The 12,865-nt window shown below is 69.5% G+C and carries 12 protein-coding genes; 10 read left to right on the top strand and 2 right to left on the bottom strand.

From position 1 onward, the window contains the following. The 3 genes from B116_RS0115755 to B116_RS0115745 form a co-directional block, all read left to right on the top strand. Positions 1-495, top strand: a 495-nt coding sequence (locus tag B116_RS0115755) for a tachylectin-related carbohydrate-binding protein (RefSeq protein WP_027660629.1), incomplete at its 5' end; no start/stop codon positions are given. A gap of 279 nt (positions 496-774) precedes the next feature. Beyond that, on the top strand, positions 775-2,892 hold the full coding sequence (locus B116_RS0115750) for a HelD family protein (protein WP_027660628.1): 2,118 nt from the start codon (positions 775-777) through the stop codon (positions 2,890-2,892). 131 nt (positions 2,893-3,023) lie between these two features. After that, positions 3,024-3,875: a menaquinone biosynthetic enzyme MqnA/MqnD family protein gene (locus B116_RS0115745; protein ID WP_018720789.1), complete on the top strand. Its 852-nt coding sequence runs from the start codon at positions 3,024-3,026 to the stop codon at positions 3,873-3,875. Between the two features lie 23 nt (positions 3,876-3,898). Here the strand turns inward: B116_RS0115745 and B116_RS0115740 are convergent, their stop codons facing one another. After that, complete coding sequence (locus B116_RS0115740; protein WP_027660627.1) at positions 3,899-4,831, bottom strand: serine hydrolase; 933 nt, start codon at positions 4,829-4,831, stop codon at positions 3,899-3,901. Further along, complete coding sequence (locus tag B116_RS0115735) at positions 4,831-5,784, bottom strand: serine hydrolase (RefSeq protein ID WP_027660626.1); 954 nt, start codon at positions 5,782-5,784, stop codon at positions 4,831-4,833. Before B116_RS0115735 ends, B116_RS0115740 begins: the two co-directional genes overlap by 1 nt. 347 nt (positions 5,785-6,131) lie before the next feature. On the opposite strand from B116_RS0115735, the gene paaA reads away from it, so the two are divergent. The 7 genes from paaA (at position 6,132) to B116_RS0115700 (ending at position 12,786) form a co-directional block, all read left to right on the top strand. Further along, positions 6,132-7,202, top strand: a complete 1,071-nt coding sequence (gene paaA / locus B116_RS0115730; RefSeq protein ID WP_018720786.1) for a 1,2-phenylacetyl-CoA epoxidase subunit PaaA — start codon at positions 6,132-6,134, stop codon at positions 7,200-7,202. Continuing rightward, positions 7,199-7,519 (top strand): 1,2-phenylacetyl-CoA epoxidase subunit PaaB, encoded by a 321-nt coding sequence (gene paaB, locus B116_RS0115725; RefSeq protein WP_018720785.1) that lies wholly within the window; start codon positions 7,199-7,201, stop codon positions 7,517-7,519. The genes paaA and paaB overlap by 4 nt, the downstream gene beginning before the upstream one ends. A 14-nt stretch (positions 7,520-7,533) precedes the next feature. After that, positions 7,534-8,304 carry a 1,2-phenylacetyl-CoA epoxidase subunit PaaC gene (gene paaC / locus B116_RS0115720; protein ID WP_397540764.1) on the top strand — a complete coding sequence of 257 codons (771 nt, stop codon included), beginning with the start codon at positions 7,534-7,536 and terminating at the stop codon, positions 8,302-8,304. Further along, complete coding sequence (gene paaD, locus B116_RS0115715; RefSeq protein ID WP_018720783.1) at positions 8,301-8,777, top strand: 1,2-phenylacetyl-CoA epoxidase subunit PaaD; 477 nt, start codon at positions 8,301-8,303, stop codon at positions 8,775-8,777. Before paaC ends, paaD begins: the two co-directional genes overlap by 4 nt. Further along, the gene (gene paaE, locus B116_RS0115710; protein ID WP_027660625.1) at positions 8,774-9,883 is read left to right on the top strand and encodes a 1,2-phenylacetyl-CoA epoxidase subunit PaaE; all 1,110 of its coding nucleotides are present in this window, start codon (positions 8,774-8,776) and stop codon (positions 9,881-9,883) included. Before paaD ends, paaE begins: the two co-directional genes overlap by 4 nt. A gap of 125 nt (positions 9,884-10,008) precedes the next feature. Then, complete coding sequence (mqnC, locus tag B116_RS0115705; protein ID WP_018720781.1) at positions 10,009-11,199, top strand: cyclic dehypoxanthinyl futalosine synthase; 1,191 nt, start codon at positions 10,009-10,011, stop codon at positions 11,197-11,199. 330 nt (positions 11,200-11,529) lie between these two features. Next, the gene (locus B116_RS0115700; RefSeq protein ID WP_027660624.1) at positions 11,530-12,786 is read left to right on the top strand and encodes a COG1361 family protein; all 1,257 of its coding nucleotides are present in this window, start codon (positions 11,530-11,532) and stop codon (positions 12,784-12,786) included. Positions 12,787-12,865: the final 79 nt, after the last annotated feature.

Raw genomic sequence — 12,865 nt, 5'->3', positions numbered from 1 at the left:
AATGCACCGGTCAAGATTCGTAGTGGCGGATGGACGCATACTCATCTTTCCTATGACGGTGCTGGGCGGCTATATGGACTCACTTCGGCGGGGGTGTTGCAACGCTACGACGTGACCGCGACGAAGCCGTCTGGCAGTCATATCGTCAACTGGGCGACGATCGACAGCGGTTTCACTCTCAAGACGCTGACTACAACTGGGCCGGACTGGATTCTCGGTACGGTTTCGGATGGCCGATTGATGTCCTACAAGATTAATGGGGTGGGTAGCTGGGTGTCCGGCGAACTCAAGTCGAGCACCTGGCAGAACATGACCCACCTGCTGTCCCCCGGCGCCGGTACGTTTTTCGGCCGTACCAGCGACGGCGCTCTGCACCGGTACGGCGACCGGAACCCGTACGACAACGACGGCGGAGACCTGTACGGGCAGGGCAAGGTGACCGATTCCGGCTGGACCCAGGTCCTGCTCTCCGCCCAACCGTACAGCTTCTCATAGTGCGATTCGGCGGCTTCCGATCGGAACAGGCTTGACGGCTGCCAGACGAGACCCGGTGCTCGCCTGACCGGCGGGCATCGGGCCGTAGCCCTTACCTTCCCGACGGCAGTCGACGGATGTCCGGCAGGGTTCCGCCTGCCGAATATCCGTCGATGGGACTGGTCGGAGGGGCTAGGCTGGTCGATCCGTGCGCTCTCGCGCCGCGCCGAGGCACAGCCGGTACCCGACGTGGGTGGCCGGGCGGCCAGGTCACCCTGTCGACCCGGAGGAACCGCCGCCATGCCTGCCGACCACACCGCCGACCACACCGCTGAACTCACCGCTGAACTCGACGCCGAGCGCGCGCACATGACCGCGTCGCGGGCCGCCCTGCACGCGATGCGCGAGCACGCCGAAGCCATGTACGCCGTCGGTGCGAAGATCGCCGGGGACCCCTTCTCCGCCGAGACCCTCGGGGTGGCGTTGGCCCGGCGGGTGGCCGAGCTCGCCGACGACCCCCGTACGCCGCTGTTCTTCGGCCGCCTTGACCTCGACGGCGCCACCGAGCCGGGAGCCGCCGCTGAGCCGGGAGCGGACCCGGTGACCGGCCGGTACCACATCGGACGGCGGCACGTTACCGACGAACTCGGTGAGCCGCTGGTGCTGGACTGGCGAGCGCCGGTCAGTCGCGCCTTCTACCAGGCCAGCGCCCGTGACCCGCAGGGCGTACGGACCCGTCGTCGGTTCGGGTTCGCCGGCGGCGACCTGACCAGCTTCGAAGACGAACGCCTCGACCAGGGGGAGGAGTTCGGCACCACCAGCAAGATCCTGATCGAGGAGATCGAACGCCCTCGAGTTGGGCCGATGCGCGACATCGTCGCGACGATCCAGCCCGAGCAGGATGAGTTGGTTCGCGCCGACCTGGACACCTCGATCTGCGTACAGGGGGCGCCCGGAACCGGCAAGACCGCCGTCGGTCTGCACCGGGCCGCGTACCTGCTCTATCTGCACCGGGAACGGCTTCGGCGTACCGGTGTGCTGATTCTCGGGCCAAACCCGGCGTTCCTCGGCTACATCTCGGCGGTCCTGCCCGCGCTCGGTGAGCTGGAGGTGCGGCAGGCCACCCTGGAAGGGCTCATCGGCCGGGTACCCGTCTCCGGTGGTGACCTGGTCGAGGCCGAGGCCGTCAAGCACGACCCCCGGATGGCGACCGTGCTGCGGCGAGCGCTCTGGTCCCGGCTGGGCCGAGCTGATTCCGCGATCCAAGTATCCGACGGTGCTTATCGGTGGCGCATCGATCCGGGGGTGCTCACCCGCCTGGTTGACGACACCCGGCGGGAGGATCCCGCGTACCTGCTCGGCCGGGAACGGGTCCGCGCCCGGGTCGTCGGTCTGCTGCAACGTCAGGCCGAGACGCGCTCCGGCGAGTCACCGGGGGAGCCGTGGCAACGGCGGATGGGGAAGGCCAAACCGGTGGTCGAGTTCCTCGACGCCTGCTGGCCGGCGGTGACGCCGCAGTCGCTCGTCTTCGAACTGCTCAGCGACGCGGAGGCGCTGGCCCGCGCCGCCGAGGGCATCCTCACCGAGGCCGAGTGTCAGGCGCTGCGCTGGCCCCGGCGCTTCCGGAGCGTCCGCAGCGTCCGGTGGAGCAGCGCCGATCTGGTGCTGCTCGACGAGGCCGCCGGGCTCCTGGAGCGGGAGCCGAGCCTGCACCACATCATCATCGACGAGGCGCAGGACCTCTCCCCGATGCAGTGTCGGGCCATCGCCCGGCGCACCGCACACGGGTCGATCACGCTCCTCGGTGACCTCGCCCAGGGCACGGCGCCGTGGGCGGCGACCGACTGGAGGGAGTCGCTGCGGCACCTGGGTAAGCCGGACGCGGCGGTTGTGCCGTTGACCACCGGGTTTCGCGTACCGGAGGCGGTGGTTGCGCTGGCCAACCGACTCCTGCCCGCCCTGGAGGTGAACGTCCCCCCAGCGGTGTCGCTGCGTTCGGACGGCAGTCTCGTCCTGCGCCGGGTGGACGACCTGGCCGCCGAGGTGGTCGCGGAGCTGGCCGCGACCCGCTCCCTACCCGGGTCGGTCGGGGTGATCGCCGCTGACCGGCACCTCGACGAGCTGCGGACCGCCCTCGGCGCGGCCGGCGAAGAGCCCGGGGAACTCGACGCCCCGGCGGGTGGGCGCGTCACCGTGGTACCGGCGACGCTGGCCAAGGGCTTGGAGTACGACCACGTGATCGTCGTCGAACCGGCCGAGATCGTGGACGCGGAACCCCGCGGACTGCACCGGCTCTACGTCGTGCTCACCCGCGCGGTGACCCGGTTGACGGTGCTGCACGCTCGCCCGTTGCCCGAAGCGCTCGCCACCGATGCGCTCGACCAGGCCGCTGGTGCTGGGGTGCCCGCCCCGGCGTGACTCACGCTGCCGGGCCCCTGGCGGCCGGCCCAGATAGCGCATGACTTCCGGATCCGGCGTTGGCTGCGGTGTTGGCCACTTCGGCCCTGACCCGGCATCGCGGTGCGCGGTGGCGGCGATACGGTCGGGGCATGGTAGAGCCGGTCGCGCGCCCTCGGGTCGGGCACATTCAGTTCCTGAACTGCCTACCGATCTACTGGGGGCTGATGCGATCGGGCGCCCTGATCGACGTTGACCTGCACAAGGACTCGCCGGATCGGTTGAGCGCCGCCCTGGTCGCCGGTGATCTGGACATCGGCCCGATCACCCTGGTGGAGTACCTACGTAACGCCGACGACCTGCTGCTGCTGCCCGATCTCGCGGTGGGGAGTGACGGGCCGGTGCTCTCGGTCAATGTCGTCTCGACCCGCCCGCTGGCCGAGCTCGACCGGCGTCGGGTCGCGCTCGGGTCGACCTCGCGGACCGGAGTGCTGTTGGCTCAGCTCCTGCTCGCCGAGCGGTACGGGGTGCGGCCCGAGTACTTCCGCTGCCCGCCGGATCTCACCCAGATGCTGTTGGAGGCGGACGCTGGGGTGCTGATCGGCGATGTGGCGCTGCGGGCTCTCCTGGAAGCGCCGTCCCGGGGCCTCACCGTCACCGACCTCGGCCAGGCGTGGCACGAGTGGACCGGGCTGCCAATGGTCTTCGCCGTCTGGGCGGTCCGCCGGGACTTCGCCGCCGCGCATCCCGGCCTGGTCAAGGAGGTGCACGAGGCGTTCCTGCGGTCCCGGGACCTCTGCCTGGCGGAGTTGGACCAGGTGGCCGCGGCGGCTGCCCGCTGGGAGAGCTTCGACGCGGAGACGCTGGCGACCTACTTTCGTACGCTGGACTTCAGCCTGGGTGATCGCCAGGTCGCCGGGCTGCGCGAGTTCGCCCGCCGGGCCGCTGCCGCCGGCGCCGTCCCCGAGCTTCCCGCCGACGGCCCGGCCCGCTTTGTCAGCTGACCAACTCGCGGCGCGGTCGTCGGTCAGAGTGGGTCGGCCAGCAGGGCCTCGGTAACTTTCTGGCAGTTGTCCATGCCGTACTGGTAGCCCTGCGCGACCGGGTAGCGCAGCATTACCCCCATCGTCCAGGTGTCGCCGATCGCCAGGCAGTTGACGTGGTTCTCCTGCTCGCGGGTGCGGTCCACCCAGCCGTTCTTGATGGCGATGGTCTCGCTGACAGCCGACGGGAACACCTTGCGGATGCCGAAGTCGCCGGCGCCCCGGACCAGCCGCATCTCCTCGAGGAGCCAGTCCGTCCACTCCGGGCCAGCGGCCCTGCCGTCGGCGATGCACTCACCGAGCCGGGCGGTGTCCCGCGGGGACAGCTCGGTCCGGCTCCAGCCGCCGTCCTCCGCGACGTTGCTGTCGGTCAGCTCGCACAGGGACAGCAGGCGCTCGATGGAGACGGACCTGCCGAGGTTGTTGTAGAACTCCTGGGTACGGGTGTTATCACTGTCTCGGATGATCTTGGTGGCATCGGCGAGCTCGGTCTCGGTCGGGGTCCTGCCGGCCTCCACCGTGCGGCGCAGGTAATCGGCGACGAGCCAAGATTTGATCATCGAAGCCGTGGTGCTGGTCTCGGCCATGTTCTCCGAGCCGATGATCTCACCGGTACGGCGGTCCAGCACGCTCCAGGCGTACCAGCCGTCGATGTCCAGGCCGGTGAGATCGTTCGCCGCGAAGGGTAGTGGCTCGAGGGTCGGGCTCGGCGATGGCGTGGGCTGGGCCGGCTCTGCGGGGCCGCCGGACTGCTCCTGCGCTGGACTCTCGCCCCACTGGGCCACCGCATCGGAAGCAAAGGGTGAGCCGGGTAGCAGGCGGAGGGAGGCCAGCACGAAGCCGATCAAGACGGCCGTGATCGCGGCCACCTTGAGCAGTGAGGTGCCGCCTGGCCGCGCGTCGGGCTGGCGGGGCATCAGTGGTCCTCCCCGGTCGGCTGCTGCGGCACCTTCAGGGCGGCGCCGGGCTGCGGAGTGACGAGCTGGGTGGCGACACTCGCGCAGGTCTGGGCGCCGTAGTCGAGCCCGTTCTGCTGCGGGTACCGCATCATCACGGCGAGACTCCACTGGTCGTTCACCGCGAGGCAGTTGACGTGCCAGTTGCCGTCGTAGCTCAGCGCCGTCCACCCGTTCTTCATGCCGACCGGACTCTGGCTCGTGATCGACTCGGGTAGGCCGTCGATGATCCCCCAGCGGCCGCCTCCGGAGCGCGCGGTCTGGTCATCGGTGGCGGTCGTACCCCGGACCTGGCTCATCTCATCCAGCAGGAAATCGGTCCACCTCGGCCCGGCGGCCGTGCCGTCGGCGATGCAGTCGCCGAGGCGGACCGCGTCCCGGGGGGACATCTGGGTGAAGCTCCACCACCCGATGTAGCCCGGCACGGTGCCGGGCTTGGTGTCGGTGAGGCCGCAGGTGCTGATCATCCGGTCGATCGTGGCCGACCTGCCGACCTCCCGATAGAGCAGGTTCGCCGCGTCGTCGTCGCTGTCCCGGATCAGGGTGCTGATGGCGTAACGCATCCCTTTCGAGAGCGACTCGTCACCGAGCTGGTTCAGGTAGTCGGCGGCGAACCATACTTTGATCATCGACTCGGTGGAGCTGGTTTCAGCGAGGTTCTCCGCACCGGAGATCGTGTTGGTCTGGCGGTCCATCAGCGCCCAGGAGAAGAACTCGCCCTCGAAGGGCACGGACACCGGCGCGTAGGCCAGGGTCGGCGGGGGAGGGGGCAGGGGCGGGGAGGGGGCGGGCGTGGGGACGCTCGCCTCGGTGCCGGTGCCGGTGCCGCCATCGTCGAGGCGGGCGTATGCAGCGGGAATGATCAAAGCAATTCCGAGGACGACCGCCATGATGATTAGCAACCGGGGACGCATAACTGGGTGAACTCCAGATGTCGGGGTCAGGGGGCCGGCTCGCAAGGCCGGGGGAGGGATCGGCGTGGTTGAGGTGGGGGTGGCCTCAGCTACGTAAACGATCGCCGGCAGCAGGTCGGTGTGACCGCGGGAAGTCTACGTCTGGATCCGCGCCGCGCCGAGACTCGTCCGCGGTTAAGTTGCGTCATAAATGGCGGGAGTTGCAGACCAGGATGATTTCTACCCATATTTAGGGATGGATTGTGACTCGGGTCATAGGGGCGTTGACTGGTTTGGGTGGGTCTCCCTTACCGGGAAACCTGTTACACCCCCTAGAGATTGGTGTGTCGAGCTGTAACACTTGGGGTATGTATGGGAATGACTTTCCCGCCGACGACACCTCCGGCGGCCTGCTCGGCGAGGTTGAGGCGGCCGAGACGGCGCTACGGGAGGCGGCCGAGCGTGGGCGGCACGGTGCCGCTGGTGCGGATCCGGCCGCCTACTTCGCCGAGGTCATCGCCGCTGACCAGAAGGTTGAGCCGCGGGACTGGATGCCGGAGGCGTACCGCGCGACCCTGATCCGGCAGATCGCCCAGCATGCCCACTCCGAAATCATCGGGATGCAGCCGGAGGGCAACTGGATCACCCGCGCCCCCTCCCTCAAGCGCAAGGCGATCCTGCTCGCCAAGGTGCAGGACGAGGCCGGTCACGGCCTCTACCTCTACGCCGCCGCGGAGACCCTCGGGATCAGCCGGGACGAGCTGGTTGACCTGCTGTTGGCCGGTCGCCAGAAGTACAGTTCGATCTTTAACTACCCGACTCTCACCTGGGCCGACATGGGCACGATCGGATGGCTGGTGGACGGCGCGGCGATCGTCAACCAGGTGCCCCTGTGCCGCTGCTCGTACGGGCCGTACGCGCGGGCGATGATCCGGATCTGCAAGGAGGAGTCGTTCCACCAGCGGCAGGGGTACGAGATCCTCTACACCCTCGCCCACGGCACCCCGGCCCAGCGGGAGATGGCTCAGGACTCGGTGAACCGTTGGTGGTACCCGTCGCTGGCGATGTTCGGGCCGCCAGACACCGACTCCACCCACTCCGCCCAGTCGATGGCCTGGAAGATCAAGCGCTTCTCCAACGACGAGCTGCGCCAGCGGTTCGTGGACATGTGCGTGGGCCAGGCCGAGGTCCTTGGCCTCACCCTCCCCGACCCGGCGCTGCGCTGGAACGACGAGCGCGGTGCCTACGACTTCACCCAGCCCGACTACGCGGAGTTGATACGGGTGATCAAGGGGGCGGGTCCGTGTAACCGGCAGCGGATGGAGCATCGCCGCCAGGCGCACCGGGAGGGCGCCTGGGTCCGGGCAGCCGCCGCCGCGTACGCGGCCAAGCAGGCGCACAAGAAGGAGCAGGCGAGTCAGAAGGAGAAGGTGGCGTGAGCGAGTACAGCGAGCCGACCGGCCAGCCGGGTGGGGCTCCGCCGGCGCCGCTCTGGGAGGTCTTCGTGCGGGCCCGGCGCGGGCTGGCACACACCCACGTCGGCAGCCTGCACGCGGCCGACGCCGAGTTGGCGCTGCGCAATGCCCGGGACCTCTACACCCGGCGACAGGAGGGGGTGTCGATCTGGGTGCTGCCGGCCGCCGCCATCACCGCGTCGAGCCCGGACGAGAAGGACGCCTTCTTCGACCCGGCGGCCGACAAGGTCTATCGGCACCCGACCTTCTACGAGGTGCCGGAGGGGGCTGCTCACCTGTGACCGCGCATGCCGAAATGACCGGGCCAGGGGCCGTGCAGACCGCGGCCGCCCCGATGGCTGTCCCGAACCGCTTCGACTTTGTCCTGGGCCTCGCCGACGACGCGCTCGTCGCGGCCCAGCGGCTGGCCCAGTGGTGCACCCGCGGGCCGGAGATGGAAGAGGACATCGCCCTGTCCAACATCGCCCTCGACCAGCTTGGGGCGGCACGCCTGCTGCTGACCTACGCGGGCGAGGTGGAGGGAGCCGGGCGGGACGAGGACGCGTTGGCGTACCTGCGCGACGATCGGGAGTTCCGCAACTGCCTCCTGGCCGAGCTCCCCAACGGTGACTTCGCGCTGACCATGGCGAAGCTGCTCTTCTTGGCGGCGTACCAGGTGCCGCTCTACACCGCGCTGGCCGACTGCGGCGACGAGCGGCTGGCCGCGATCGGGGCGAAGGCGCGTAAGGAGTCGGCCTACCATCTGGATCACGCCTCGGTATGGGTGCGGCGGCTCGGCGACGGCACCGACGAGTCGCATCGCCGGATGCAGGCGGCGGTCGACGAGGTCTGGCCGTACACGCACGAGCTCTTCACTCCGGACCCGACCGCGCCGGTCGACCCGGCCACCCTGCGCGCCGACTTCGACTCTGTCGTCGCCGGGGTGCTCGCCGAGGCCACGTTGACGGCACCCGAGACCTCCTGGATGCCGGCCGGCGGCCGGAACGGCGTGCACACCGAGCACCTGTCCTACCTGCTCGCCGAGCTGCAGGTGCTGCACCGCGCTCATCCCGGAGCGTCCTGGTGACGACCGCCCGGGCCGCGGTGGCCGCGGTGGTGGATCCCGAGATTCGGGTGATCACCATCGAAGAGCTCGGCATCCTGCGCTCGGTTGACCAGGAGCCGGCCACCGGTCGGGTGGTGGTCACTATCACCCCCACCTACACCGGTTGCCCGGCGATGGATGTGATTCGGGCCGATATCCGTCGCGCGCTCGCCGCCGCCGGCCACCCGCAGGCCGAGGTCCGTACCGTCTACACGCCGCCGTGGAGCACCGACTGGATCACCGAGGCGGGGCGGGCCAAACTCGCCCGTGCCGGCATCGCCCCACCCGACCCGGTCCGCCCCGCCGGCCCGGTGCCGCTGACCCTGACCGTCCGCTGCCCCTGGTGCGGATCCCCGGAGACTGAGCAGATCAGCCGCTTCGGTTCGACCGCGTGTAAGGCTTTACGACGTTGCCGAACCTGTACTGAACCCTTCGACCACCTGAAGGCACTGTGACTGTCACGATCACCCGGCCGACCCGTCGTCGGCCGGTCTTTCACCCGCTGCCCGTGGCCACCGTCGATCGGCTCACCGCCGACGCGGTGGCGGTTACCTTCGCCGTACCGGACGAGTTGCGTGCGACCTTCGCATTTGCTCCCGGCCAGCACCTGACCGTGCGCCGGACGACGGAGCAGGGCGAAGAGGTGCGGCGCTCGTACTCGATCTGTTCGACGCCCCAGGATCTGGCCCAGCGGGGCTTGCTACGGATCGGGGTCCGGGAGATCCCCGGCGGCGCCTTCTCCGCGTACGCCTGTGGCGCGCTGCGCGGCGGTGACACCGTCGAGGTGTTGCCGCCGCTTGGCCACTTCACCACCGCGTTGCGGCCGGACCGGGTACGCGCCTACGGGGCGGTGGCCGCCGGCTCCGGCATCACCCCGGTGCTCTCCTTGGTCACCACGGCCCTGGCCGTTGAGCCCGACAGCAGCTTCACTCTGGTGTATGGCAACCGCTCGGCGAACACCGTGATGTTCGCCGAGGAGCTCGCCGACCTGAAGGACCGGTACCCGACCCGGCTGCACCTGGTCCATGTGCTCTCCCGCGAGCGGGGCGAGTCCCCCCTGCTCTCCGGCCGCATCGACGCCGAGCGGCTGAGTCGGCTGCTGGACACGATCGTGCCGGGCGAGGCGATCGAGGAGTGGTTCCTCTGCGGCCCGTACGGGCTGGTGACCGATGCCCAGGGGGTGCTGAGCGCCCGGGGTGTTCCGGAGGCCGCGGTGCACGCCGAGCTTTTCCACGTGGATGCTCCCCCGGAGCCGGTACGCCGCCCAGAGCACCAGCCGGAGGCGGGTACCGAGGTCACGATCGTCCTGGACGGGCGTTCGTCAACGGTGACCATGGGTCGGGCGGATCGGGTGCTGGACGCGGCGCTGCGGGTCCGCGCGGAGCTGCCGTACGCGTGCAAGGGGGGCGTCTGTTCGACCTGCCGGGCGAAGGTCGTGGCCGGCGAGGTGACGATGGCCCGCAACTACGCGCTGGAGCCGGACGAGCTGGCAGCGGGTTACGTTCTCACCTGCCAGTCCAGCCCGACCACCGATCGGCTCACGGTTGACTACGATGCCTGAGCCCGTGGGCGGTGCCGGCCGCGGACGGTCGGCTACCCGGGTGGCGGCGGGTCAACGGCCGGAGAGCTCACATCGCCGGTGACCGCTCGTCATCGCTTGCGCCGGGGCGACGTAGGCTCGGGAGCGTGACGGTGAGCCGGGAGATCAACGACATCCTGCAGCGCGGTGCGGACGGCGGGCGGATCACGCCTGAGGAGGCCCTGCTGCTCTACACCGAAGCGCCTCTCCATGCGCTGGGTGAGGCGGCCGACGCGGTACGTCGGCGGTGGTACCCGGACAACATCGTCACGTACCTGATCGACCGCAACATCAACTACACGAACGTCTGCGTGACAGCGTGCCGGTTCTGTGCCTTCTACCGTGCGCCCAAGCACCGGGAGGGCTGGACGCACCCGACGGAGGAGATCCTGCGCCGTTGCGGCGAGGCGGTCGAGCTGGGCGCCACCCAGGTGATGCTGCAGGGTGGGCACCATCCCGACTACGGGGTGGAGTACTACGAGGAGCTTTTCTCGTCGGTGAAGCGGGCCTACCCGCAGCTCGCCATTCACTCGATCGGCCCGAGCGAGATCCTGCACATGGCGAAGGTGTCTGGCGTGGGGCTGACCGAGGCCATCACTCGGATCAAGGCGGCCGGCCTGGACTCGATCGCGGGCGCCGGCGCCGAGATGCTGCCGGCCCGGCCGCGGAAGGCGATCGCGCCGCTGAAGGAGTCGGGTGAGCGCTGGCTCGAGGTGATGGAGCTTGCCCACCAGCAGGGCGTCGAGTCGACCGCGACGATGATGATGGGTACCGGGGAGACCGCCACCGAGCGGATCGAGCACCTTCGGATGATCCGTGACGTGCAGGACCGGACGCGGGGCTTCCGGTCGTTCATCCCGTGGACCTACCAGCCGGAGAACAACCACCTCAAGGGCCGGACCCAGGCCACCACCCTGGAGTACCTGCGGCTGGTAGCGGTGTCCCGGCTCTTCTTCGAGACCGTGCCGCACCTCCAGGCGTCGTGGCTCACCACTGGCAAGGATGTCGGCCAGCTCGCGCTGCACATGGGGGTTGACGATCTGGGCTCGATCATGCTGGAGGAGAACGTGATCTCCTCGGCCGGAGCGCGGCACCGTTCGAACCTGCACGACCTGATCGGGATGATTCGGTCGGCGGACCGGATCCCCGCCCAGCGGGACACCCACTACCGGCGCCTCGCCGTGCACCGCACTCCCGCCGACGACCCGCAGGATGACCGGGTGGTGTCGCACTTCTCATCGATCGCGCTGCCCGGCGGCGGCGCCGGGAAGACGCTGCCACTGGTTGACGCCGGCTGATCTACCCAGCCTTTCGGTAACGGCGCCAGTGTGGTGCTGGATGGCGCGAGGGTGTAGGCCGAAGGTATTGAGTTCGGTGACCTGTTCGTCGATGTGATGGTCCACATTGTGGATGACGAACCCCGCTATTCCGGACAATCCCTGGACTTGGCTGCGAGGGCAACGTCCGCATGCCCACGCGGCGGGCTAGCCAGCGTGATCATCGCCCGTTAATATCCCGGCCCGGTGCTTCGGGTCCGGGTGAGACTGCCCGGCCGCCCCACCCCGATCGAGGGGTGGCGGGCCTCCGCTCGTTTTCGAAACTCGTGTTCCGAACCCTCAGGGGGATCGATGATGTTGCTTCACCGTCCGTCGCTGGCCCGGGTCGGGGCGGTCGCCCTGCTCGTCGCGGCCGGCAGCATCGGTGTGTCCGCTCCGGCGCACGCCGCTGATCAGGCCGACCTGGCATTGATCCCGATCAGTTCTGAGCTGGCCAAGGGTGTCGAGGAGGCCAGAGCTAAGCCCTTCAAGATCCAGATCAACAACACCCGCAGCACGGCTGACGCGAAGTCCGTGCGGGTAACCGTCGAGACGGCGAACTTGAAGGAAAACAAGGTCGGCGTGGCCGTGCCGGCGGGCTGCGAGGCCACCGGGACCGCGTTCAGCTGCCTCCTCGGCGACCTGCCCGCCGGCACCACCGAAGACTTCGGTATCCCGCTCTTCTCCATCGGTAAGCGCGGTGCCGCTGGCCACCTGGTCATCACCGTGACCTCGGCCACCCCAGATCCGGTCTCGGAGGACAACGAGATCGAGCACGACATCACGGTCGCCAAGCCCGGCTACGACCTCACCAGCTGGGTGCAGGACGTCTACGCCGACGTGGAGGTCGACGGCGACGACAGCGGTGAGTCGGCACGGACGCCGGTCCGACCGGGCGAGACCGCGCCGTTGGACTGGGCCGTGTACAACCACGGCAGCCGCTCGGCCACCGGTATCGCCTACGGGCTTACCCTGCCGGCCGGCGTAACCTTCGCGGAGTTGCCGGCGGGCTGTGCCGAGTCGGGTCTCGGCGGCCTGGCGCAGGTGCACTGCACCGACTCCGGCGCGGTGCTGGACCCCGGCGAGTTCTACACCGCGCCGGTGCGGGTGCAGGTCGACGCCGATGTGACCGAGCCGGTCCTCCGCCCGGGCTTCCTCTACTCGGTGGGTCTCGATCTCGCCTCCGGTGCATCGGAGGCGACGCCGCGCATCGCCTCCGACCAGCAGCGCCGGGCGTTCGCGGAGACCGACCCCGACGACGGGCTGGCCCAGTTCGACGTCTTCGTCAACCTCTCCACGCCGAGCCCCACGCCCACCGGTTCGCCGAGCCCGACCGCCACGGCAACCCCGACCGCCACAGCTACCCCGACCGCCACAGCTACCCCGACCGCCACGGATACCCCGGGCGGCTCTGGTGGTGGCGGCGGCTTGCCGGTCACCGGGGTGCAGGTCGGCCTGATCGGTGGCGTTGGTGCGGTCGTGCTGCTGGCCGGCGCTGCGCTGCTGCTGCTCTCGCGGCGACGGAAGGTTGTCCTGGTGAACCCAGGGTCGGAGCGGGACACCGACTGACAGCCAGTGTCGACGAGGGCGGGGCGGGCCGACGGCCACCCCGCCCTCGTGGTGTGGTGTGCGGCGCGGATGGCCTGGT

The sequence above is a fragment of the Salinispora fenicalii genome (genome assembly GCF_000514815.1).
Classification (GTDB): Bacteria; Actinomycetota; Actinomycetes; order Mycobacteriales; family Micromonosporaceae; genus Micromonospora; species Micromonospora fenicalii.
This window is presented reverse-complemented; position numbering and strand designations above follow the sequence as displayed.